The sequence below is a fragment of the Gordonia metallireducens genome, assembly GCF_021245825.1.
Classification (GTDB): Bacteria; Actinomycetota; Actinomycetes; order Mycobacteriales; family Mycobacteriaceae; genus Gordonia; species Gordonia namibiensis.
On the sequence record NZ_JAJQJP010000044.1, the window covers coordinates 39,508 to 61,183 of the forward strand.

Annotated in this window: 22 protein-coding genes; 13 read left to right on the top strand and 9 right to left on the bottom strand. The window is 68.4% G+C overall.

The window, feature by feature from the left end; all coding sequences use genetic code 11:
- Nucleotides 1-82: 82 nt before the first annotated feature.
- Nucleotides 83-775, bottom strand: coding sequence for a DUF6474 family protein (locus LQD00_RS17285; protein ID WP_232718358.1), 693 nt, complete (start codon nucleotides 773-775; stop codon nucleotides 83-85).
- A 116-nt stretch (nucleotides 776-891) separates the two neighbouring features.
- On the opposite strand from LQD00_RS17285, the gene LQD00_RS17290 reads away from it, so the two are divergent.
- A complete protein-coding gene (locus tag LQD00_RS17290; protein ID WP_232718359.1) occupies nucleotides 892-2,538 on the top strand; it encodes a TM0106 family RecB-like putative nuclease in 1,647 nt (548 codons plus the stop codon).
- Nucleotides 2,539-2,571: 33 nt separating this feature from the next.
- On the opposite strand, the gene LQD00_RS22770 is transcribed toward LQD00_RS17290, so the two are convergent.
- Nucleotides 2,572-3,525: a hypothetical protein gene (locus LQD00_RS22770; protein WP_269785141.1), complete on the bottom strand. Its 954-nt coding sequence runs from the start codon at nucleotides 3,523-3,525 to the stop codon at nucleotides 2,572-2,574.
- A gap of 346 nt (nucleotides 3,526-3,871) precedes the next feature.
- On the opposite strand from LQD00_RS22770, the gene LQD00_RS17300 reads away from it, so the two are divergent.
- The 3 genes from LQD00_RS17300 to LQD00_RS17310 all read left to right on the top strand — a co-directional run bounded on the left by LQD00_RS17300 (nucleotide 3,872) and on the right by LQD00_RS17310 (nucleotide 6,354).
- Entirely contained in the window at nucleotides 3,872-4,447 is a 576-nt protein-coding gene (locus LQD00_RS17300) for an XRE family transcriptional regulator (RefSeq protein WP_232718360.1), read from the top strand.
- 183 nt (nucleotides 4,448-4,630) lie between these two features.
- On the top strand, nucleotides 4,631-5,143 hold the full coding sequence (locus LQD00_RS17305; RefSeq protein WP_232718361.1) for a hypothetical protein: 513 nt from the start codon (nucleotides 4,631-4,633) through the stop codon (nucleotides 5,141-5,143).
- Nucleotides 5,134-6,354: an MAB_1171c family putative transporter gene (locus LQD00_RS17310; protein WP_232718362.1), complete on the top strand. Its 1,221-nt coding sequence runs from the start codon at nucleotides 5,134-5,136 to the stop codon at nucleotides 6,352-6,354. The genes LQD00_RS17305 and LQD00_RS17310 overlap by 10 nt, the downstream gene beginning before the upstream one ends.
- Here the strand turns inward: LQD00_RS17310 and LQD00_RS17315 are convergent.
- From LQD00_RS17315 to LQD00_RS17325, 3 genes are all read right to left on the bottom strand, one after another.
- Nucleotides 6,351-7,112 carry an SDR family NAD(P)-dependent oxidoreductase gene (locus tag LQD00_RS17315; protein ID WP_006358859.1) on the bottom strand — a complete coding sequence of 254 codons (762 nt, stop codon included), beginning with the start codon at nucleotides 7,110-7,112 and terminating at the stop codon, nucleotides 6,351-6,353. The genes LQD00_RS17310 and LQD00_RS17315 overlap by 4 nt on opposite strands.
- A 118-nt stretch (nucleotides 7,113-7,230) precedes the next feature.
- Nucleotides 7,231-7,953, bottom strand: a complete 723-nt coding sequence (locus LQD00_RS17320) for a TMEM165/GDT1 family protein (protein ID WP_232718363.1) — start codon at nucleotides 7,951-7,953, stop codon at nucleotides 7,231-7,233.
- Between the two features lie 150 nt (nucleotides 7,954-8,103).
- Nucleotides 8,104-8,625, bottom strand: coding sequence for a hypothetical protein (locus LQD00_RS17325; RefSeq protein ID WP_006868036.1), 522 nt, complete (start codon nucleotides 8,623-8,625; stop codon nucleotides 8,104-8,106).
- A gap of 178 nt (nucleotides 8,626-8,803) precedes the next feature.
- Between LQD00_RS17325 and LQD00_RS17330 the strand changes: the two genes are divergently transcribed.
- Nucleotides 8,804-10,924, top strand: a complete 2,121-nt coding sequence (locus tag LQD00_RS17330; RefSeq protein WP_232718364.1) for an ABC transporter ATP-binding protein — start codon at nucleotides 8,804-8,806, stop codon at nucleotides 10,922-10,924.
- Nucleotides 10,921-11,673, top strand: a complete 753-nt coding sequence (locus LQD00_RS17335; protein ID WP_232718365.1) for an energy-coupling factor transporter transmembrane component T family protein — start codon at nucleotides 10,921-10,923, stop codon at nucleotides 11,671-11,673. The genes LQD00_RS17330 and LQD00_RS17335 overlap by 4 nt, the downstream gene beginning before the upstream one ends.
- A gap of 58 nt (nucleotides 11,674-11,731) precedes the next feature.
- Here LQD00_RS17335 and LQD00_RS17340 read toward each other — a convergent pair whose 3' ends face one another.
- Complete coding sequence (locus LQD00_RS17340; RefSeq protein ID WP_232718366.1) at nucleotides 11,732-12,361, bottom strand: superoxide dismutase; 630 nt, start codon at nucleotides 12,359-12,361, stop codon at nucleotides 11,732-11,734.
- A 483-nt stretch (nucleotides 12,362-12,844) separates the two neighbouring features.
- Here LQD00_RS17340 and msrA point away from each other — a divergent pair, with 483 nt between their 5' ends.
- Nucleotides 12,845-13,558, top strand: coding sequence for a peptide-methionine (S)-S-oxide reductase MsrA (msrA, locus tag LQD00_RS17345; protein WP_232718367.1), 714 nt, complete (start codon nucleotides 12,845-12,847; stop codon nucleotides 13,556-13,558).
- 1 nt (nucleotide 13,559) lies between these two features.
- Complete coding sequence (locus tag LQD00_RS17350) at nucleotides 13,560-14,651, top strand: winged helix DNA-binding domain-containing protein (RefSeq protein ID WP_232718368.1); 1,092 nt, start codon at nucleotides 13,560-13,562, stop codon at nucleotides 14,649-14,651.
- On the opposite strand, the gene LQD00_RS17355 is transcribed toward LQD00_RS17350, so the two are convergent.
- Nucleotides 14,620-15,387, bottom strand: coding sequence for a VOC family protein (locus tag LQD00_RS17355; protein WP_232718369.1), 768 nt, complete (start codon nucleotides 15,385-15,387; stop codon nucleotides 14,620-14,622). The genes LQD00_RS17350 and LQD00_RS17355 overlap by 32 nt on opposite strands.
- 99 nt (nucleotides 15,388-15,486) lie before the next feature.
- On the opposite strand from LQD00_RS17355, the gene LQD00_RS17360 reads away from it, so the two are divergent.
- The 5 genes from LQD00_RS17360 (at nucleotide 15,487) to LQD00_RS17380 (ending at nucleotide 19,890) form a co-directional block, all read left to right on the top strand.
- The gene (locus tag LQD00_RS17360; protein WP_232718370.1) at nucleotides 15,487-16,350 is read left to right on the top strand and encodes a S49 family peptidase; all 864 of its coding nucleotides are present in this window, start codon (nucleotides 15,487-15,489) and stop codon (nucleotides 16,348-16,350) included.
- A gap of 390 nt (nucleotides 16,351-16,740) precedes the next feature.
- Nucleotides 16,741-17,103, top strand: a complete 363-nt coding sequence (locus LQD00_RS17365; protein ID WP_232718371.1) for a rhodanese-like domain-containing protein — start codon at nucleotides 16,741-16,743, stop codon at nucleotides 17,101-17,103.
- A 110-nt stretch (nucleotides 17,104-17,213) separates the two neighbouring features.
- Entirely contained in the window at nucleotides 17,214-18,098 is an 885-nt protein-coding gene (locus tag LQD00_RS17370; RefSeq protein WP_232718372.1) for a DUF4328 domain-containing protein, read from the top strand.
- Nucleotides 18,095-18,904 (top strand): glycerophosphodiester phosphodiesterase, encoded by an 810-nt coding sequence (locus tag LQD00_RS17375; RefSeq protein WP_006868046.1) that lies wholly within the window; start codon nucleotides 18,095-18,097, stop codon nucleotides 18,902-18,904. Before LQD00_RS17370 ends, LQD00_RS17375 begins: the two co-directional genes overlap by 4 nt.
- A 62-nt stretch (nucleotides 18,905-18,966) precedes the next feature.
- Entirely contained in the window at nucleotides 18,967-19,890 is a 924-nt protein-coding gene (locus LQD00_RS17380) for a DUF5926 family protein (RefSeq protein WP_232718373.1), read from the top strand.
- A 78-nt stretch (nucleotides 19,891-19,968) separates the two neighbouring features.
- Here the strand turns inward: LQD00_RS17380 and LQD00_RS17385 are convergent, their stop codons facing one another.
- Nucleotides 19,969-20,505: a ferritin gene (locus tag LQD00_RS17385; protein ID WP_232718374.1), complete on the bottom strand. Its 537-nt coding sequence runs from the start codon at nucleotides 20,503-20,505 to the stop codon at nucleotides 19,969-19,971.
- A 96-nt stretch (nucleotides 20,506-20,601) separates the two neighbouring features.
- On the bottom strand, nucleotides 20,602-21,676 hold a 1,075-nt coding region (locus LQD00_RS17390; protein ID WP_269785142.1), incomplete at its 5' end, for an LCP family protein.

Consider the following 21,676-nt stretch of genomic DNA (forward strand, 5'->3'; position numbering starts at 1 on the left):
TGTGTCCCGGTCGTGCGTGTGTCTCCGGGGTGTGCGCGCAGGGGAGACCCCCGACGCGACGCGTGGAACCCATCTTAGAGGTTCAGGATCGGACGCCGAGCCTCGCGAGAATGTCGGCGTCGATGGCGACGAGTTCGTCGTCGATCGACTGGTGAGCCGTCCGGCGCTGTGCGGCGGACATGGTCTCGGCCGCGCCGACCGCGACGTCGAGATTGTCCAGACGCTGGGTCATCGCCGCGACGAAGTCCTTGGCGTCGGCGCTGGTGTCCTGCGCGACGACCTTGTCCAGGGCGGTGCGCGTCGTGGCGATCCGCGCGGACAGGGCGGCACCGTGGCCGCTGAACTGGCGCAACACTTCTGGCGACACACCTGCACGACTGGCCTGCAGTGCCGAGAGCTGAGCGCGACCGGCGACCGCGGCCCGGTAGGCGATCGGGACGGCGATGGGAGCCACGAGGCGGGCGACGGTGAGGTAGCGCTTGACGCTGGCCGGGCTGAACACCTTGGCGTCGGCGGCCGCCTTCGCCTCGGCACCGACCTTCTTGGTCTCGGCCTTGACCACCTTCTCCTGGGCCTTCGCCAGCTGCTTGGCGGTCTTGCGCTCGGCCTTCAGATCCTTCTGGAGGTACTTGTGCTCGGTCTTGCGACGAGCCTTCTGTTCCTTCCGCCGGTGCTTGGCGTCGAACTTCGCCTCGAGCTTGGCTTTCGTCTTGAGAGCCTTGGCCTCTGCGCGGCGCTGAGCGCGAGACCTACCGTCGGAGGACAACAAACCCATCGAATGACCTTTCGCTGCTGCCGAGTGGACCGCTGCGGGCGTGGTAACAAGTACAAGCATGACACGTGGCCCGGTGGGGCCACGCGTCCGACTGCTCGAGCCGAGAAAGGGATGGCGTGGCCTCTGTGGTGTTGTCGCCGCGCGATCTGGCGGGTTGCGAGCACCGGGTCGCTCTCGACTTCGGTCACGAGGGGCGTCCCGGTACCGAACCCGACCCGCCCGGCGTCCAGCGACGCAAGGAGGCCGCGGCCGACCATCGGGCCGCGGTCCGTGATCTGCTCCGCGGTATCCACAGCGATCAGCCGGGTGCGTTCGTCGCCATCGATCCGGAGTCCCGGGCCGTGGACCGGGTCGCCGCCACCATGAAGGCCTGCGACGAGGGTGTCGCGTGGATCTGGAATGCGGCGCTGCCCACCGATGTCGAGCACGGGCGTCGCGGCCACGCCGAACTCCTGGTGAGGGTGGGCGACGGTTACGTCCCGGTCATCGTCGTCAATCACCGGATAACCCAACCCGCGAAGACCGCCCCGGATCCGAGCCGTCCGCCGACGCTGGTCACCAGCCCGCTCTGGGGTTGGGCGCCCACGCCCGACCCGTATCGCACCGCCCGGCCCAACCGGCGCGACGCCCTACGCCTCGCCCAGCTCACCGCGATGCTGGTCGAGATCGGTCGCGCCCCGTCGTCGGAGAGCGGTGACCTGCGCGGCGGCGTGATCGGCGTCGACGCCGATTGCATCGTGGTGCACGACACCGGCGCCATGCTCGACGACTACAACGAGGTCCTGGACCGGCGCCGGGCGATCGCAAGCCAGCAGGTGCCGACCGAACCGCGGCGCGTCGCCGAATGCCGGTCGTGCCCGTGGTGGGTGAAGTGCGGCCCGGAACTGGAGGCCGTCCGCGACGTGTCGCTCGTCGCCACCGGGAACCAGGGCACCGCACTCATCGAGGCGGGCATCACGACGATCGACCAGCTCGCCGCGCACCGCGGGGATCCGCCGGAGAACTGGCCGGGCAGTGCGCGATTCGACGATGCGGTGATCGGTGCGATCGCCTGGCTGACCGGAACCGAACTCGTCCGGCGCCTGGACACCCCGCGGGTGTACCGCGCCGACGTCGAGGTCGACGTCGACATGGAGAGCTACGGCGAGCACGGTGCCTACCTGTGGGGCACGCTGCGCACCGACACCACCGCGCCCGACGAGCCGGTCGTGTACCGGCCGTTCGTCACCTGGGACCCGTTGCCCACGCGCGACGAGGCGAGGTCGTTCGCCGAGTTCTGGGCCTGGCTGACGGCCGAACGGCTCGCCGCCCGGCAGAGCGGGAAGACCTTCGCGGCGTACTGCTACTCACAACAGGCCGAGAACCGTTGGCTGCTGGGTTCGGCCGACCGGTTCGCCGGCGAACCCGGTATCCCGACGCGCCGCGAGGTGGAGGCGTTCATCGCCTCCGACGAGTGGGTCGACATCTACGAGGCCGTCGGCGAGAACTTCATCTGCCCCCGCGGCAAGGGTCTGAAGCGGGTCGCGCCGGTCGCCGGGTTCGCCTGGCGCGATGACGACGCGAGCGGCGAGGCGTCGATGGAGTGGTACCGCGCCGCGGTCGCGCTGGGCGGTGGACGCCCCGATCTCGGTCAGCGCGAGCGCCTGCTGGAGTACAACGAGGACGACGTGCGGGCCACAAAGGTGTTGCGGGAGTGGATCTCCGGGAGCGCCGTCGACGACGTCCCCCACGAACGCGATCTGCTGGCCCGGACCGACTACTGATCTGCCGGGTCGGTGGGACGAGTCCGGGGGACGTCAGGAACGCAGGGTGCGCAGGGAGTCCAGGAACGATCCGCTGCCGAACAGGGCGACGGCGCCGAGCAGCATCAGGCCACCTGGGGCCACCCCGACCAGGAACTTCTTGACCCCGGTCAGGATCGTGTCGGGGGACGAATCCGGCAATGCCTGAGCTGGACCGTCCGACGGTCCTCGGGGGTTCGGCACCGGCGCGGCGGACTCGTCGGAGTCGGGCGAATCCCCCTCCGGCGATCCGGCATTCGGGGTCTCGCCGACGCGGGGTGCCGATGCTCCGGCGCCTGCGGGTGCTCCGGCGCCTGCGGATGCTCTTGCGGCGGGTGCTGCCGGCGGTGCCGCTGGGGCGGGCGGACCGCTGGGGGCGGCGACGGTCGGGACGGCGTCAGGGGCCGGAGGCTTTCCCTCTCCGTCCCGCGGCGGGGTGGCGGCGCTCGGGGGCAGCGGAGCCGACGGCAGGTTCGGCCGGACGTTCACCGGCGGCGGGGGGATCACGATCCCGGTCGTCGAGGGCTCCGTCGACGACCCGGTTGCCGAGGTCTCTGACGTCGCCGAAGTGCCCGAGCTCTCCGATGCGGAGGATTCCGGCGTCGAGCTCCCGGTTCCCGGGCTGCTCGTCGTGGTGGTTCCCGACGGTGTCCCGGGGCCCGACGGGGTGCCGGGCCCGTGGTGTCCGTGTCCGTGCCCGTGCCCGTGGTGCCAGGAGCTCCCCGGGTTTCCGGTGCCGGTCGGCGGGGAGACCCCGAAGTCGTCGTCGGAGTCGTCAGCATCGTCGCTGTCGTCAGCATTGTCGGAGTCGTCGTCGGCACTGTGTGCGCCGTAACCGCCCGAGTCGGAATTGCCCGACCCGCTGTTCCCCGGTCCGGAGTCGCCGGAACCGATCGGGGCCGTCGAGGCGATGCCGGGAGCAAGAGCGAGGAACGCGATCATCGCCAGGGCGGCACAGAAAGATGCCACGGATCGACGCCGCCGGCGGCTGTGGCGAGGCGCCGGAATGCGGTGGGTCATCGATCGGCTCCGGGCGTACAGTTGTGTGTGAGGTCCAAGGGGGCGGGACGGGATCTCGACGCCCTCCGGGCGTCGCAGTGAGGTCCCCAGACCATGTGTCGTAAGCAGTCCGACAACGTGTTACCCCCCGAAATGTGAAGAACGCCACACTAACGTTCGTTACATCATCACCACAGGTGATACGCATGGCGTGCGACGGTCCGGTACGTTCTGACCGTACCGGTCGTTGCAACGGCCGAGTGCAGCGGGCTTTAATGTTTGCAAATTCAAGTTTCGCATTTCGGAGAAGATGGTCATGACTTCAGAAGGGGCGGAGAAGCCCATGGGCGACACCGGACGCACCGACTCCGATCGTTCGAGAACGAAGGAATCGGATGCACTCGATCCGGGGTTGTTCGCCCGGCGACTCGAGGAGCTTTTTCGGACCGTTCCCGGTCCGAACGGGAGGGCATACAGTGCCAAGGCGATTGCGGCGCGGTCGACGGAGCGGGGGTTCCGTCTGGGTGAGTCGTATCTGAGCCAGTTGCGATCGGGGAAAGCCAAGTCCCCGTCGTTCCGAACCGTCGAGGGAATCGCGGCCGCATTCGGGGTCGACGTGCATTACTTCCTCGAGGATCGGGCCGCGCAGCGCACCCGCGACGAGATCGATCTGATGCGGTTGCAGGCGGACACCAACGTGCAGTTGGCGGCATTCCGCCTTGCGGGACTCTCGAGCGATTCGGTCACCGTGGTGAACGAACTGATCAAGGTACTGCGCGAGCAGCAGGGGCTGCCGAAGGATCCGCCGGACGTCATCGCGGCGGGACTCAGCGACGAGAAGCCGTCGGCTGATTCGCGTCTGCGTGTGGTCGGGGAGACGAGCGAGGGCTGACCCGGTTCTCGGCCTGACGGTCGAGAACCGCGTCGCACCGGTCGCCGGGCGTCGGACACGAGGATGGGCCGTGGGGTGTCGGCCCAACACCAGTCCGAACCGGTGACCGCCTCGTGGCGTTCTCTTCCGCGCCCGGTGGACACAAATCGCGTGCCCTTGCGGCGTCGTGGTTCGATTGTGCACATGCGTCGATCCGAGCGTGCTCTGCGGGTGCTGTGTCGCACCACGTTGCGTGGACTCGATCTCGATCTCCCGCTGGACGTCACGCAGTTGTGTGACCGCTACGGCGAGCGACGGGGTCGTCCGATCCGGTTGCTGGCCCATCCGTTGCCCGCGGGTGTGCCCAACGGGATCTGGTTGGCGGCCGCCGACGCGGACTACTTCTTCTATCAGGCGAACACCTCGCCGTTGCATCGCGACCAGATCGTCATCCACGAGTTCGGGCACCTCATCGCCGGGCATCAGATGCTCGGCGAGGTGTCCGTCGAGGGGCTGGCCGCGCTCACCCAGGATTCGTCCGACGCGGCACTACGTCGTACCTGCTACTCGGATGACCGTGAGTGGGAGGCCGAGATGCTGGCGTCGATGATCCTCGCCTGGGCCGAAGACGCCAGCACCGGCGTCGGCAGTACAGTCGCGCACGACGAGCTACGGGGCCTCCAGCGATTGCTGGGTGGGCACCGCGGATGGCTGTGACCGGGGCGGCCGGCGACGCCGCCACGGTCCTCGTCCTCGCCCAGGGTGTCGAGGCGGGGGTCGGCATCGTCAATGCGCTCGCGGGCGTGGTCTTCGCGCTCGCGTTCTGCTGGCGACTGGACCAGATCCGCCGGACCGGCTGGGGACTCCAACCGCTGGCGATGATGGTCGCGGTCGCCTCGCTGACCGTCGCCTTCGTGGTGGTCAACGAGGCGGTGGCGTCCACGCTCAACACCTGGGGATTCGAAGGACTGTCGAGGGTGGCGTTCTACGCGCTCCTCGCGATCGGGGTGGCCGCGCTGGTCGTGGTGTTCTTCTTCCCCGACCGGGTGTCCCGTGAACGGCGCGCCGGCTGGGAGGCGCTGCCGCTCGTCGTGTCGCTCATCGGCCTCCAGATCACCATGCTGGTGATCCCCGAGGAGATCCGGACCGAGACCATCAGCGAGTGGACCGTCCAGAACTGGGGTTTCGCGCTCTTCATGCTGGTCGCGAGCGGCTACCTCACGTACGGCTTCCTGGCCTGCGTCAACAGTGTCCGGAAGTTCTATGCGACGGCCGACGGATACCTGCGGGTGTCGCTGGGGCTGCTGATGGCCGGACTCGGGTTCCTGGCGCTCGGCGCGATCGCGCAGATCGTGTTCGTCGCGGTCAGTGCGACGAATGTCGCGAGGTCCCCGTGGCTCGTGACCACCAACCGGGTCCTGGCGATCATCGGCGTCGTGTCGTTCCTGCTGGGCATCAGCTATCCGATGGTCTACTCCAGGGTTCAGACCCTCGTGGCGAACCGGCGACGCCGTCGACTCGACACCGAACTCCTGCCGCTGTGGCGCCTGGTGACCGGCGCGGTACCGGAGGTCGTCCTGCCTGACACGGGGCAGCTGTCGCCGACGACGCAGCTCCACCGCCGGGTGGTCGAGACACGTGACGCGTTGACCCAGATCAGCCCGTATCTGCCGCCGGTGTTCGAGTACGCCCAGGCCGACGTGCAGGTTCGGTTGCTGCGCACCGCGGTGTCGGAGATGAGGGCGGCGGCCGACGGGTCCGGAGACAAGATCAGCGGCGCGGTCCGCGACCTCGCCCCCGCCGACGGCGAGGGTCTGGAAGCGGATGCCGCACCGCTGATCAGGTTGTCCGAGGAGCTGCTGGCGACCGAGGGTGCCGAGGTGGCGTCCGTCGGTCGCTCAGCCGAGGACCGGGATCCGGGACTCTAGCGCGGTGCCATCCGGATCGCGCCGTCCATGCGGATGGTCTCGCCGTTGAGGTAGTTGTGCTCGACGATGAACTCGGCCAGCTGTGCGTACTCGTCGGGCTCGCCGAGACGCTGCGGGAACGGGATGGCCTCGGCCAGGGTCTTCTGGAACTCAGGGGTGACGCCCGCGAGCATCGGGGTGCTGATGGTGCCGGGGGCGATGGTGCAGACGCGCACACCGATCCGGGCGAGGTCGCGGGCCGCCGAGATGGTCATCGCGTGGACGCCACCCTTCGACGCGGCGTACGCGATCTGACCGATCTGGCCCTCGAATGCGGCCACCGAAGCGGTGTTGATGATGACGCCGCGCTGGCCGTCACCGTCGATGGTGGACTCCTCCGACATGCGGTTGGCGGCCAGCCGCATCACGTTGAAGGTGCCGACCAGGTTGATGTCGATGACCTTGCGGAAGAGGTCGAGTTCGTGGGGGCCGTTCTTGCCGAGGATGCGTGCGGCCCAGCCGACGCCGGCGCAGTTGACGGCGACACGCAGCGGTGCGCCGGACTCGGCGATCGTGTCGATGGCGCCCTGGACCTGCGCTTCGTCGGTGACGTCGGCGGCGATCAGGGTGACGCCGTCGGTGGGTGCTGCCTTGTCAATCGAGGCCTGCAGGTCGAGGCCGAAGACCTGTGCGCCTGCGGCGGCGAAGCGACGGGCGGTGGCTGCGCCGAGGCCCGATGCCCCGCCGGTGACCAGAACGGAAGCGCCTGAAACGTCCATGGGTGAAGTAGTCCTTTCGCGGTACCGATTGCCGCCGGACCCGTGTCCCGGTAGTGGACGACGTGCACCGGCGCGGGGTGCACGTTCACGATAGTCAGCTGTTGCGGGGTGTCCGCGTTCAGCCCTCGTGTACACCGAGCGAACGCTCGGGAACGGCTGCTTCGGAGTCGGAGTCGGCGCGGAGTCGCCGGTCGCGACGGATGAGGAACGTGCCCACGCCGATGATGACGACGGCCGCGGTGATGGTCGCGGCGATCATCGGGGTCGACGCCCCGGCCAGGCCGGTCGCGGTGAGCCACATCGCGAAACCGAAGAACAGGACGGCCGCACCGATCGCGATGACACGCTCGGGAAGGTGCTTGCCGAGCAGGACGCCCACGCCGATGGCCAGGGCGTCGGCGGCCACCATGCCCACGGTGGAACCGATCCACACGCCGAGCCAGTCGTGGTCGGTGGCCAGGGTGATGGTGGCGAGCATGGTCTTGTCCCCGAGTTCGGCGAGGAAGAAGGCCGACATCACGGCGAGGAACACCGAGGCGCCGACTCGCGTCGCGCGGTTCTGGTCCTCGTCGTCGAGGCGGTCGCCGTAGATCGTCCACAGGCCGAAGACGAGCATGGCGAGGCCGGCCAGGACCGACATGAGATCGGCCGGTAGCGACATCCCGAGGAAATGACCGAAGAACACCGAGGCGGCGTGGACCGCGGTGGTGGCGACGGTGATGGCGAGGAGGACGACCCACCAGCGGTACCGCAGGGCGTAGGTCATCGCCATCAGCTGTGACTTGTCGCCCAGTTCGGCGACGAAGATCACGCCGAAACTCAGGAGCAGGGCAGCAATCACGAACGCCAGGTTAGTGAGCCCTAACTGGCGAATGCAACTCGTCAGTAACCCGTATCTGTGCAGGTCGGGGGCACAAAACCTAAAGTTCGGCGACCCTGATCCAGACGTGTGGGCGACCCTGGAGAACGCCTTCGCCGAGACCTCGGGGCCCTAAGCTGCGAGAAGCATGGCGAGCACCGCGGTGTCCGGGTCGGCGTTGGGGTCGATGCCCACCTCGTTGCGGAGGTTCACCACTGTCCCGTCGGCCTCCGCCTCGGCCCAGCCGGCCCGGTGCTCGAGCCCGAGCTCGGGGAGCCCCGGCAGCAACACACATCCCGACGCGACCTCGGAACACTCCGGCAGCGACGGACGGGTCTGCGACGGCGGATGCAGCATGACGAGCGCCGGGGGATTGTTCAGGAACTTGCCGGCCTCGACGAAGCTGTCGTCGACGACGTTTCCGATCGCGACCATCATCCCGACCGTGTCCTCGCCGCCGTGCGGCGGACGTTGCTCGACGACGCCGAAGATCGTCGTGGTCGGGAGGAAGCCGGGCCGGCACGCGATCCGCACCGAACCGACGAGGGTCTGCGTCCACTCGAGAGTGGACTCCGGCCAGCGGCCCGAGATGAGGATTCCGTTCAGCGTGCCCTCATGCTGGAACGGGGTGAGTCCGATCGGAATCGACTGCATCGTGTCCTACCTCCAATCCGGGTGGGAGACCTGGTCATTGGGACCCAGGACCGCCGAAGATCACCCGTGTGAAAAGAATCCACCGCAGGGACGAAACGGACAAGCCGAACCACGTTCTTGTGACGGTTCGTTTACATGCGATCAACCGACGGCTCCGGGACCCAGGCACACTGGACCGGTGAAGAACTCGCCCCCGTTGCGTCCGATGGAGTTCGCGTCCGTCGCGATCTTCGGCGGCCTGACCGTCGCCGCGGTGGTCATCGCCTCGGTCATCCCGCTGGCGCAGGCGGCCGGGCTACTCGCCCCGGTTCCTCTTGCCCTCATCGCGGCCCGTACGCGGCCGCGTGCACTGCTCACCGCCACGGTGGCGACCACGGCGGTCGCGTTCGCGATGGCGGGGACCGGCGCCATGGCCACCGTGCTCGGTTCGGCGCTGATCGGCGGGATCGTCGGCGACCTCAAGCGCCGCCGCCGCGGGCTCGGGGCGCTCGGACTGGCCACGCTGGTGGCCTCGCCGCTCCTCGGTGGGGTCTCCGTCCTGATCCTCTGGGTCCTGGTGCCCCTGCGTGAGCTGACCATCGAGGCGATGACGAACTCCCTCCACGGCGTCGCGAAGTGGCTGCGCGGGTGGGGGCCCACCGATGCCGTGGCCGACGCACTCGACTCGATGAGCCGCAGCATCGCCGGCCACTGGTGGGCGTGGATCTGGATCTCCGGAACGGTCGGCACCGCGATCTCGCTGCTCGCCGCCTGGTGGATTCTCGGCGGTGTGATCGCGCGACTGCGCGACGTGCCCAGCGAGGACACACTCACCTCCGACGGGCCGGCGTCCACCGCAACCGAAGTCGCGCCGCTGCCGATCGTCGCCGAACGTGTCGGCTTTGCCTACAACCCGGACGCGAAACCGGTTCTCCACGACATCGATCTGCGCATCGAGCCCGGTGAGTTCGTGGCGGTCGTCGGCGCCAACGGTTCGGGTAAGTCGACACTCGCGAAGATCCTGGCCGGCCGTGCCCCGACCACCGGCGTCGTACACCGCCCGGGTCTCGCCGGGCTCGGCGTACACGGCGGCACCGCGCTCGTCCTGCAGCGCCCGGAGATCCAGATGCTCGGTTCCCGCGTCGCCGACGACGTGGTGTGGGGTCTGCCGCCGGATGCCGACGTCGACGTGGAGGCGCTCCTCGCCGAGGTCGGCCTGACCGGTCTCGGCGACCGCGAGACCACCGATCTGTCCGGCGGGCAGCAGCAGCGCTTGGCGGTCGCTGCGGCCCTCGCCCGCGATCCACAGCTCCTCATCGCCGACGAGGTCACCTCGATGGTCGACCCGGAGGGCCGCGGGCAGCTCCTGCATCTGCTGGCGACGCTACCGGCCCGACGCGGGATCGCGGTCGTGCTGATCACCCATCGCGGCAGCGAGGCCGCGGCCGCCGACCGCGTCATCCACCTCGAGGCCGGCCGGGTGGTTCCGCATCCGCCGCACTGGATGCCGGATCCCCACCTCGACCTCGACCATGCTTCGCCGACCGGATCGTCGACGTCCCTCGCGGCACCGGGGCCGCACATCGGCGGGCCGCTGCTGGTGCTCGACCACGTGGGATATGCGCACCTACCCGGGTCGCCCTGGGAGGTCGTGGCCCTCACCGACGTCACGCTCACCGTGTATCGCGGCGAGGGGTTGCTCATCGTCGGCGGCAACGGGTCGGGCAAGACGACCCTCGCCTGGATCATGGCGGGCCTCCTGTCGCCGCGCACCGGAACGTGTCACCTACTCGACACCGCCGGAAAGTTCACTCCCGCAGCCGGTTACGACGCCGGGGAGCCGGTCACCGAGCATGTCGGCGCGGTCGGTCTGGGTTTCCAGCACGCGCGCCTGCAGCTGCAGAAGGTCACCGTCGCCGACGAGATCATGGCGGCCGGCGGCGAGAAGGTCGGGACCGCCGAGGTCGCCCGCGTTCTCGAACTGGTCGGTCTGCCCCGGCAGATGGCGGCCGGCAAGGTCGATTCCCTGTCGGGCGGCCAGATGCGTCGCGTCGTGCTCGCCGGCCTCATCGCCCGCAACCCCGACATGCTGGTGCTCGACGAGCCGCTCGCCGGTCTCGACCCGTTGGCCCGAGAGGAGATCGTCGCGCTGCTCGCACGCCTGCGTGCCGAGGGCATGACCATCGTGATCATCTCGCACGACTTCGAGTCGCTGGACTCGGTGTGCACCCGCCGCGTCCGGCTCGTCGACGGGCAGTTGCTGCCCGACACCCATCAGAACGTCGATCAGCCGTCCGGCTGGGACGGAGGAGCCCTATGACCATGCGCACGGTTCCGTTGCGGCAGGTCCCCGGCGATTCCTTCGTCCACCGGTTGTGGGCGGGAACCAAGCTGGTGATCGTGCTGATCCTCGGCATCATGACCTGGGTGCTGCCGTCGTGGCCGGCATTGGGGATGGTGGCCGCGATCGTCATCGTCACCGCGCTGATCGCCGGGATCCCGTTGGGCGCCATCCCCCGTCCACCGTGGTGGTTCTGGGGGTTGATCGGTATCGGCGTCGCCTTCAACGTCTCGTTCGCCGGTCTGCACGGCGGACTGGTGTTCCTCCGGGCGGTGACCCTCGCGCTCGTCCTCGTGGCGAGTTCGATCCTCGTCATCTGGACCACCCCGATGGCCGACGTCGCGCCGGCGATCGCACGGTTGATGCGACCCCTCCGGCGGCTGCGTCTGCCCGTCGATGAATGGGCCGTCGCAATCGCGTTGTGCCTGAGGGGACTTCCGCTGCTGATCGAGGAGCTGCGCATGCTGCGCGCCGCGCACAAGCTGCGGCCGACGGCAAAGGGGCGCAGCGATCATCCGTCGGCGGAGATGGGGATCATGGATCTCATCACGGCCGCCATGTCATCGGCGCTGCGTCGTAGCGCGGAGATGGCCGAGGCGATCACCGCCCGCGGCGGCACCGGTCGTCTCACCGCTCATCCGGCCCGGCCGGGACGCGCAGATCTGCTGGCGCTCATCGCCATCGCCGTCGCCTGTGGTGTGGCCGTCGCGGTGACGCTGATCTTCTGACAAACGGCGCCGGCCACCCGAAGGTGACCGGCGCCGTTGGTGTCTGGCGAAGGGAAGATCAGGCAGGCACGATGAGGCCGCTGCCCTGGGTCTTCGCGCGACCGTAACGCTCACCGGCGTCGGCCCAGTCGACCACGTTCCACCAAGCCTTGACGTAGTCCGGCTTGACGTTCTGGTAGTCGAGGTAGAAGGCGTGCTCCCACATGTCGAGCATGACGACCGGGATGATCGCGGCGGGGATGTTGCCGCTCTGGTCGGTCAGCTGCAGGATGACCAGCTTGCCACCGATGGTGTCGTAGCCCAGGATCGCCCAGCCCGAACCCTGCAGGGTGGTGGCAGCGGCGGTGAAGTGGGCCTTGAACTTGTCGAAGCCACCGAACTGCTCGGTGATCGCTGCCGCGAGATCACCCTCGGGCTCGCCACCGCCGTTGGGCGACAGGTTCTTCCAGAAGATCGAGTGGTTGGTGTGGCCGCCCAGGTGGAAGGACAGGGTCGCCGACAGTCCGTAGACCTTTCCGGCGATGCTCTCGTCCTCGCGGGCCGCGGCCAGCTTCTCCAGGGTGTCGTTGGCGCCCTTGACGTAGGTCGCGTGGTGCTTGCTGTGGTGGAGCTCCATGATCCTGCCGGAGATGTGCGGCTCCAGTGCCGCGTAGTCGTAATCCAGATCCGGCAAGGTGTATTCAGCCACGATGTTCCTCTCTGAGGTGCTTTCGTATTCCCTGTTCACACGTGGGTCCGCCGATTGTGTCGGCGCCACGCGGATGTTTCCAGCCTTCCCCACACCATGGGTGATTGCAACAAACAGGCCCGAAGAAATATCAAGTGCGGTTGAAGATCACAGGCTTAGATGAATGCGAGCGCGACGATGACGGCCAACAGGGCGACGATGCTCAACGCGATGGTGCGGCAGCTTCTCGCGACGTCGTAGTTCGCGCGCGGTGCGCCGCGAGGAGTCCGGAGGGAACCTCGATAGTCTCCGGTCGCGTGCGTCGCCATTGTCGCCTTTCATCAGCGGATCGGCTCGGCACCCCGGCATCGTCGGCCCGAGGGCCGGCGGCGGACGTGACGGGTGTCACATGCCAGGATGTGACCGCCATCATAAACAGACTGGGACGGCTGACTCAACTCGGGAACTCAGGAGACGTCCAGGCGGCGCGCGTAGACTCGGCGCATGTCTTGGCTCGAGCAGCTCTTCGCCGCCAGTTCGCACAAGCAGGAACTCATCGCGGCCGATTCCGCACTACCCGGACGCGACACCGAGATCACGGTCCCCGGAGTCCATCTGGTTCTGGAGACGCCCATGCGTGGACGGCCGGAGGCCGACGGCTCCTACGCCAACGGCGGAATCGGCACCTTCGACGACGGCCTGTCCGCGGTGATCCTGGCGGGTGGCTGCTTCTGGGGGATCGAGGAGATCTTCTGGCAGGTCCCGGGTGTGTACACGACGGCGGTCGGTTACGCGGGCGGCCACACGCCCAACCCGACTTACGAGGAGACCTGCACCGCGCGCACCGGCCACACCGAGTCGACGCTCGTCGTCTTCGACCCGGCGGTCATCGACCTCGAGGGAATCCTCAGGATCTTCTGGGAGTCGCACGATCCGACTCAGGAGATGCGTCAGGGCAACGACATCGGTACCCAGTACCGGTCGGCGGTCTACACCCTCTCCGACGACGACGCCACGATCGTCGAGGAGTCGGCGGCGAAATTCCAGACCGCGCTCGATGCCGCCGGCGTCGGGTCGATCGCCACCGAGATCAAGCCGCTCGCCGCTGCGGGTGACGGACACTTCTACTACGCCGAGGATCTCCACCAGCAGTACCTGGCGAAGAACCCGCACGGTTACCGCTGCCACGCGGCGACCGGGATCAGCTACCCCGCCTGAGGTGTCCGAGCCGATCACCCTGCGGCAGTGGAATCGCACCCTGCTGTCCCGCCAGCACCTGTTGGAACGCGTCGACGAGGACGCGATCGAGGTGCTGGACCGGTGTGTCGGGCTGCAATCCCAGGACCCGCGTGCGGCGTTCTTCGGATTGTGGTCGCGTATCGAAGGATTCGACCCGGCCGAACTCGACGAACTCCTCACCGAGCGCGAGGTCGTGCGGATCGCGTTGCTGCGTTCCACGGTGTTCCTCATCGACGCCGAGGACGCCCGGTGGATACGGCCGCTCGCCGAGCCGATCCTCCGGCGTGAGATCGCCGAAGCGCACGTCCCGAGGCTGGTCGACGCCGATCCCTCGCGGGTGATCGCCGACGCCGCCGAACTCCTGGCCGGCCGCGAACTCTCCGGCGCCGACCTGGGAAAGCAACTGGCGCTGCAGCATCCGGCAGAGAACCCGTCGACGCTCACCGGGATCGCCCGCTGCGGACTCCCGCTCGTCCAGGTGCCGCCGCGCGGACTCTGGCGGGGCCGCGGGGCGCCCACCTACCGGTTGTTCGACGAATGGGCCGGTCCGGGCGAACCGGCGGTCGAGGGCGAGGATGCGCGAGCAGACCTGATCCGCCTGTACCTGCGCGGCTTCGGCCCTGCCACCGTCAAGGCCATCCAGACGTGGGCGGGCATGACCGGACTCAAGGCGCTCGTCGAGAAAATGGAGGCCGACTGGGAACTGGTCCGGCTGACCGGTCCGAACGGCGAGATCCTCTACGACCTCGACGGACTTGGCCTCGCCGACGCCGACGCTCCCGCGCCGGCCAGGCTCGTGGCGCCGTTCGACCACGTCATCGGCGTCTCGGCCGACCGCGCCCGGGTCGCCGACCCGGAGCTGTTCCGGCGGACCGTGACACCCAACGGTCGCTCGCCCGGCTTCGTCTTCGCCGACGGATTCCTCGCCGGCACATGGCATCTCGATGCCGACGCCGGGGTACGCATCGAGATGCTGCGTGAGGTCTCGAAAGCCGAGGAGCGGGAGATCGACGCCGAGGTCGAAAGGCTGCGCGAGTTTCTCAGTCGCCCGTCCGCGGATTACGCGAGGTGATGCAGTACGGGCGTCCCACCGGGTCGACCATCGTCGTCCAGTGCGGATGGTGCTCGATCGCGCGGGCGCCCCAGCCCTCATGGCGCGCCACCTCGTCGGGGACCGAGTTGGTCGCGAGGTCGAGGTGCCCGGTCGCCGGTGACGACTCGTCGGGCATCGTGCCGTCTGAATCGGATTGCCTGCGCTGCAACAGGATTCCGATGGTGATCGCCGGGTCGCGGCGCAGGGCCACGAGTTCGGGTCGGGAGCCGGGCGGTTTGAGCGGCCATCCGGTCAGCGCCGTCCAGAACGCGACCTCGGCGTCGAAGTCGGCTGCGGGGATGTCGATGCACAACTGGTCGATGATGCTGATCGCGTCGCCGGGCCACCTGATGGGCCGCGACCGTGTGGACTCGCCCTCCCACGGAACAAGGCAGAACACGAAACCGGCGGGGGATCGGAGGACGAGGTGGGTGCCGGCGTCGTTGCTCAGCGTCGCGCCCAGTCCCACGGCTTCCTCGGCTGCGGCGTGCGGGTCGTCGGTGTGGATGTCGAGGTGGACGCCGCCCGGACCGTCGTCGACCCGTTGCACCCGGAGGTGGGGGTCGCCGTGGAACGGTTCGAGGGAGGCGAACTCGCGGTGTTCGCCGCGGGGCGGCGACACAGTGCTACCCGCGATCGCGCGCCAGAAGGTCACTTCGGCACCGAACTCGTCGGCTGGGAAATCGAGGAATGCGCTGAGCCACCTGACCTGCACGCGGGAGAGTCTACGGTGCCAGTGCACCCGGTGCGCTGCGGAATGCGCAGGTGCCCCACGTGAAACAGGAAGCGGTTGGCCGCCATTAGACTCGGGCAGATGACTGCAGGACCGCTGGCGGCGGTGGGCAAGAAGTTCGCGAAGTCGCGTGCCGAGCACGTCGCGGTGGTCCGACTCGACGGCCCGATCGGCGCAGCCGGCATGGGCAAGCACGGGCTGACCACCGACACGGTCGAGCCGGTGCTGAAGCGGGCGTTCGCCACCGACCGGCTCAAGGCCGTCGTCGTCGTGATCAACTCACCAGGTGGTTCGCCGGCGCAGTCGGAGTACATCGCCGAGCGCATCCGGCAGCTGTCCGCGGAGAAGGGCGTACCGGTCCTGGCGTTCTGTGAGGACGTAGCGGCGTCCGGCGGCTACTGGGTCGCGTGCGCGGCGGACGAGATCTTCGCCGCCCACACGTCGATCGTCGGTTCCATCGGAGTGGTGTCCTCGGGGTTCGGCTTCTCGGCCCTGCTCGACCGGTTCGGCGTGCAGCGTCGTCTGTACGCCACCGGGGAGAACAAGGCCCGGCTCGACACCTTCTCGCCCGAGGTGGCCGAGGACGTCGAATGGCTCAAGGGTCTCCAGGGGCAGCTGCACGAGGCATTCATCGCATGGGTCCGGCAGCGTCGGGGCAAGAAGCTGACGGCATCCGACGAGGAGCTGTTCAACGGCGACGTCTGGGTCGGGCGTCGGGCGGCCGAACTCGGCCTGGTCGACGGCATCGGCGTCATGCGTTCGGTGGTCGCCGAGCGGTATCCCGACGCAGAGATCACGGTCATCGAGGCACCCAAACCGTTGCTCGCGCGTCTGGTGGGCAATCAGATGACGGTCTCCGGTCTGGCCGAGAGCCTCACGTCGGGCGTGATCGCCGCGATCGACCGCGCCCCCGCGGTGCGGACCGGGTTTTTACACCGTGACTGACGGGTAGTACCAGACCCAGTTCGGGGGGTTTCCCCAAGGGTTTGTCCCCACGTTATCCACAGGTGTGTGCACTGGAAAGAAAATGCACCACCGGGCGACCACTGCAGTTTGGTGAATTTCCTACGCGCACATTGGTCCAAACGAGTGATCGCAGTCACATCGACGAGGCCTTTGGCCAGGGTTTTTCCACAGTTTCCACAGCCTCATCCCCAGGTTGACGGTGAGGTGTGGATTGTGGACAGTTGTCCGCCCGGGGCATGTGGATAAAACTATGACGATCAGCATAGGTCGCGTTGGGCGGTCTGTACGATTCCGAATGTGAGCTTCACAACACTGCCGGAAATGGCCGTGGAGGTGACGTGACGCCGACGGCGCCCCGACTGTGCCACCATGGAAATCGTGACCATGGGCGACATCACGCAGGTGCCGGTGACCGATTTGCCGGACGACTTCACTCAGACGGCCGACGCGGTGATGCTCGACGTCCGTGAGGACGACGAATGGGCGAACGGGCACATCCGCGGCGCCGTCCACATCCCGATGGCCGAGATACCGGGACGACTCGGCGAACTCGACCCCGACGCCGACCTCTATGTGGTGTGTCATTCGAGCGGACGCTCGATGCGGGTGCTGCAGTATCTCGCGCAGGTCGGGTACGACGGGATCTGCGTGCGCGGCGGAATGCTCGCGTGGCAGGAGCACGGCAAGCCCGTCGAGACCGGCACCGGGGACGGCGGGGGCGACGCCCACTGATGATCGACCTCTGTCCGCGGTGCCGCATCCAGGCGCCGCACCGCCCCGGGCGCGAGCACTGCCCTCGCTGTGGCGGCCCGCTGAGCGTCGTCGACGATGCCGCTCGGGCGATGTCCGCACCCGCGCGCCCCGTGACCCCCGCACCGCCCCGGACGGCGCCGACCGGCCGGCTGTACCGGGGTCGCAACGTCCGTTGGATCGCGCGGCGGCCTCCCGAGGCCATCCCCAGTCGCCGTGGACCGTCGGGCCCGCGCGGCCCGCGTCTCATCCCGCGCTACGTCTACATCCCGACCTGGGGACTGCACGACGAACCGGTGACCGCCGACGCGACGCACGACCGGATCGACTCCTCGCGGGCACGCCTGCTGTTCGCGCTCGTCGTGGCCGGCACGGCGCTCGCGGCGTCTGCGGTCATCCATCTGGTCCGCTACATCCTGCTGGCCGTCAACCGCACCCAGCCGCTCCCGGACCCGCTGATCGTGGTCTCGGACTGGTTGATCGTGTTCGCGGGTGTGGCCGCCTTCCTGGCCTACGTCTGGGCGACCCTCGCCTTCGTCCGCTGGGTGATGGACCTGCGGGCCGGTACCTATGAGGAAGCCCGACTCCTCGACCCGAGGCGTCCGCTGTGGGTGGGGTTGCTGGTGGGGGTTCCGCTGGTGAACCTGGTCGGTGCACCGCTCGTGCTCGGCGAGGTCGTGGCCCTGCGCGTGGCCCACGATCCGTCCCTCGACGCCGAACGTGTCGGCCGCCGCGTCCGCCGGCTGTGGGTCGCGTGGGTGGTCGTCACCGTCACAGCTCTGCTGGCGCTGATCGCCCGCGCCGTCGCGTGGGGGTCGGACTCGGTGCAGACCGGGGCCAACGCGCTCGCCATGGTGATCCTCAGTGCGGCCGTCTCGGCCGCCTTCGCCTTCTGGATGGCACGCCGCGTGCCGGTGCTGTTCGACGCCGCCACGGCGGTCCCGGTCCCGAAGAGAAGGTGGGTGGCGGTCGGATGAACTCAGGTGTGAACGTGGGCGCGGCCGAGAAGGTGTCGCGTTCGGGTAAGCCCGCGGTGGTCGCGCACCGCGGCGCCTCCGGTGACCGTCCGGAACACACCCTGGCCGCATACGAGCTCGCACTCGCGCAGGGCGCGGACGGACTCGAATGCGATGTCCGGTTGACCGCCGATCACGAACTCGTCTGCGTCCACGACCGGACCGTCGACCGCACGTCGAACGGTTCCGGCATCGTCAGCGAGATGACGCTCGCCCAGCTCCGCGAACTCGATTTCGGGAGTTGGCATTCCGCGGGCGATCCCGCGTCGATCCTGACGCTGCGCGAGCTGCTCACGCTCACCTTGGACTGGCGCCGGCCGGTCCGGTTGTTCATCGAGACCAAACACCCCGTGCGGTTCGGCAGTCTCGTCGAGCAGAAGCTCCTCGAGATCCTCCACGAGTTCGGCGTGGCCACCCCGCCGTCGGCCGATCACAGTCGCGCCGTGGTCATCTCGTTCTCCTCCGCCGGCGTCTGGCGTATCCGCCGCCATGCCCCGATGCTCCCGACCATCCTGCTGGGCGACACCGCCCGCGTGCTCGGTGGCAGTGCGGCGACCGCCGTCGGGGCCACCGGGATCGGACCCTCGGTGATGACCCTGCGGCAGTACCCCGATCTCGTCGACCGCGCCGCCGCGGCCGGACGCGTGACGTATTGCTGGACCGTCGACGAACTGGTGGACGTCCAACTCTGCGCCGACCTCGGGGTGCGCTGGCTCGCCACCAACCACCCGGCCAAGGTCCGTGACTGGCTGGTGACCGTCGACTGAGCGCGGCTCTGCACCTGCCCGGGCTTCTCGGCGCCGCGAGCGGCTCGTGAGAGAGTGGACCGATGGGCAAGAAGAGCAAGCGGGGCAGTGGACCCCGCCCGGGAAGCAATCGCGCCGAGCGGGTCGCCGCTCGTAAGGCTCGGCAGGCGGCGTCGATGGCACCGCCGCCGCGTCCCTTCGCGGGACTGGCCTCCGAATGCGATTTCGTCGCACTGCGGACCTTCGTCGCATCGGCGACCGCGCGTCTCGAACTGACGGAACCCGCCGACACGCGCAACGACGTCTCCCTCGTGACGATCCTGCCGGGTGCCGGTCCGGCATTGGCACGTGAATCCAACGGCGCCACAGAGGGTTTGGTGGGTCTGCAGACCGAGCCGGATCGCATGGCGCCGGCCGTCGAGCTGGCGGCCGCCATCGCGTGGGCCGCGCACGCCGAGGCCGGCAGCGAGTTCGACCTCGAGTCCGCCGACGAATCGCCCTCGCTCGACGAGGTGTTGAAGGCCGACGCAATCCTGGACATCACCGTGCACCAGGACTTCTCGTGGTGGTTCCCGGAGGGCACCGAGGTGCCCGCCGAGATCGCGCCGATGTTCGAGCGCGCGAACGAGTCCGTGCTGCCGACCGCGCGCCTCGTCGTCGAGAGCGGTTCGGGCGCCCCGTGGTGGGTCGATGCCGGCGAGCGGGCACATCTGCGCTGGATTCGCCCCGAGCCCGAGGACGACCTCATGGCCGCGATGGCCCGCCTCCATGCGGCCGGCCGTCTGACGATGGGCGAGGGCTCGCGTTTCGCGGGGTCGTTCCGCACCCATGGCCTGCTGGTCCCGGTCTTCGACCTCGACAACGAGATGCACCACGAGGAGTGGCAGGCGGGTCTCAACCAGCTCGATCAGTGGCTGGGCGAGGCGCTCGCCGACACCTCGGAGCTGACGATCGCCGAGCGGAGCTCGCGCGACGGCATCCGCGGCCGCCAGGTCACCCTGCGCTGAGCACGAACATCTGAAAACCGTTTCGGCGGCGTGACTTCGGGTGAAGTCGCGCCGCCGAAATCGTGTGAGGGCTCGTGCCTAGATGTTGCCTCCGGCAACGGGGGGCGAGGTCGGATCGTCGGCTGTGGCGCTGTTGAACTCGCGCTCGACGAAGTTCTCGAGGTCGAACAGATTGCCCTTGCACCGGTCGGCGATGGTCTGCAGGGTCGTCATGGTCGCGACCTCCTCGACCTGCTCCTTGAGGAACCACTGCATGAACTGCTCGCCGAGGTAGTCGCCGGTGTCACGGGCCGACTTGGCGAGATCGACGATCTGCTGGGTGACCGTCTTCTCCTGCTCGAGAGCGAGATTGATCGGTGCCTTGTAGTCCTCGAACTTGTTGTTCGGGGCGGAGACGCCGGGGATCTCGACCTCCATGTCCCGGTCGAGGAAGTACTGCACGATCATCATGGCGTGGTTGCGCTCTTCGACGGCCTGGCTGTAGAAGAGCTTCGCCAGCTGGGGCATGTCGTGGTTGTCGAAGTAGGTGGCGACCGCGATGTACTGCTGCGAGGCGTAGAACTCGTTGCCGATCTGATCGTGCAGCAGCTGGTGGAACTTCGTGAATTCGGTCATGCGCCCATCGTAGGTGCCGAAAAGTGCCTTCTACCAGCAAGTTCAGGCTAACTAAGGCAAGTCTGACCTGTCTTTGGGCAGCCTGGCCACCCCTGGTCACCCGGCGTCGACGAGCAATTCGTCGGGGATGGGCTGACCTGCGCGGAGGAGGCCGAAGAACTGCTCGGTGGTCTCCGTGACCGGTAGTGCCAGACCGTCATCGGTGTAGATGCTCTCGCCCGTGGGTGTGGTGGTTGTCACCGGGTCGCGGAGCGCGAACATCAGCGAGGCCAGATTCCAGATGTGGTCGCGCTCGTCGACGGTGAGGGAGTCGATGGCGCCGCCGATGAAGCCGAACAGCCGGAACGGATTGAACAGCACGCCCGGGCTGGTCGCGCGGGAGACCAAGGCGGCGAGGAACTTCCGCTGGTTGATGACGCGCTCGAGATCGGCACGAGGGAAGGCGCGGGTCCGGACGAGGCCGAGCGCCTGGCGCCCGTTCAGGTGGTGGCACCCCTTCGACAGTCTGAGTCCGGCCTTGGGGTCGTTGAGCGGTTGGTCGATGCACATGTCGACTCCGCCGACGGCGTCGACCAGGGTGTCGAAACCGCCGAAGCCGATCTCCGCGTAGTGGTCGATGTGGATTCCGGTCAGGTTCTCGACGGTCTGCACCAGCAGCTGCGGACCGCCGATGTTGTACGACGCGTTGACCTTCAGGCTGCCGTTTCCGGGGATCTCGACGTAGAGGTCGCGCGGGATGCTGACGACCGTCGCCTTCCCGTTCCCGGGTGGGTTGTGCACCAGCATGATCGTGTCGGTGCGTGAGCCGTCGGCGTCGCCGGTGGACAGGTTGGTGCGCTGGTCGTCGGACAGGTCGGAGCGGGAGTCGGTGCCGACGATGAGCCAGTTGGTACCGGGTGTGTCCGACGGCCGCCCGGCGTACGCGGGGAGCGCGTCGATGCGGTCGAGACGCGAGTCGTAGTAGAAGAGCAGCCCGGCGCTGCCGAGTACGAACACGAGCAGCAGGATCAGCAGGATCTTGCCGACCCGCAGTGAGCGCCTGCGACGACGCCGGGGACGCGGCGGCTTGGCGGCGGGCGGGGGACCGGCGGCGGGCGGTGCGGGCGGTGCGGGCGGACGCGTCGATGACCGGCCGCGGTCACCTCGGCGTTCGCCGGCCGGGATCGGTTCG

Excerpts from the sequence above, each read along its gene's own strand:
- LQD00_RS17305 (WP_232718361.1), top strand. The coding sequence starts at position 4,631 with ATGCGTCGATCCGAGCGTGCTCTGCGGGTGCTGTGTCGCACCACGTTG.
- LQD00_RS17335 (WP_232718365.1), top strand. The coding sequence starts at position 10,921 with ATGACCATGCGCACGGTTCCGTTGCGGCAGGTCCCCGGCGATTCCTTC.
- LQD00_RS17360 (WP_232718370.1), top strand. The coding sequence starts at position 15,487 with ATGACTGCAGGACCGCTGGCGGCGGTGGGCAAGAAGTTCGCGAAGTCG.
- msrA (WP_232718367.1), top strand. The coding sequence starts at position 12,845 with ATGTCTTGGCTCGAGCAGCTCTTCGCCGCCAGTTCGCACAAGCAGGAA.
- LQD00_RS17325 (WP_006868036.1), bottom strand. The coding sequence starts at position 8,625 with ATGCAGTCGATTCCGATCGGACTCACCCCGTTCCAGCATGAGGGCACG.
- LQD00_RS17285 (WP_232718358.1), bottom strand. The coding sequence starts at position 775 with ATGGGTTTGTTGTCCTCCGACGGTAGGTCTCGCGCTCAGCGCCGCGCA.
- LQD00_RS17375 (WP_006868046.1), top strand. The coding sequence starts at position 18,095 with ATGAACTCAGGTGTGAACGTGGGCGCGGCCGAGAAGGTGTCGCGTTCG.
- LQD00_RS17380 (WP_232718373.1), top strand. The coding sequence starts at position 18,967 with ATGGGCAAGAAGAGCAAGCGGGGCAGTGGACCCCGCCCGGGAAGCAAT.
- LQD00_RS17385 (WP_232718374.1), bottom strand. The coding sequence starts at position 20,505 with ATGACCGAATTCACGAAGTTCCACCAGCTGCTGCACGATCAGATCGGC.
- LQD00_RS17300 (WP_232718360.1), top strand. The coding sequence starts at position 3,872 with ATGACTTCAGAAGGGGCGGAGAAGCCCATGGGCGACACCGGACGCACC.
- LQD00_RS17370 (WP_232718372.1), top strand. The coding sequence starts at position 17,214 with ATGTCCGCACCCGCGCGCCCCGTGACCCCCGCACCGCCCCGGACGGCG.
- LQD00_RS17310 (WP_232718362.1), top strand. The coding sequence starts at position 5,134 with ATGGCTGTGACCGGGGCGGCCGGCGACGCCGCCACGGTCCTCGTCCTC.
- LQD00_RS17315 (WP_006358859.1), bottom strand. The coding sequence starts at position 7,112 with ATGGACGTTTCAGGCGCTTCCGTTCTGGTCACCGGCGGGGCATCGGGC.
- LQD00_RS17365 (WP_232718371.1), top strand. The coding sequence starts at position 16,741 with ATGGAAATCGTGACCATGGGCGACATCACGCAGGTGCCGGTGACCGAT.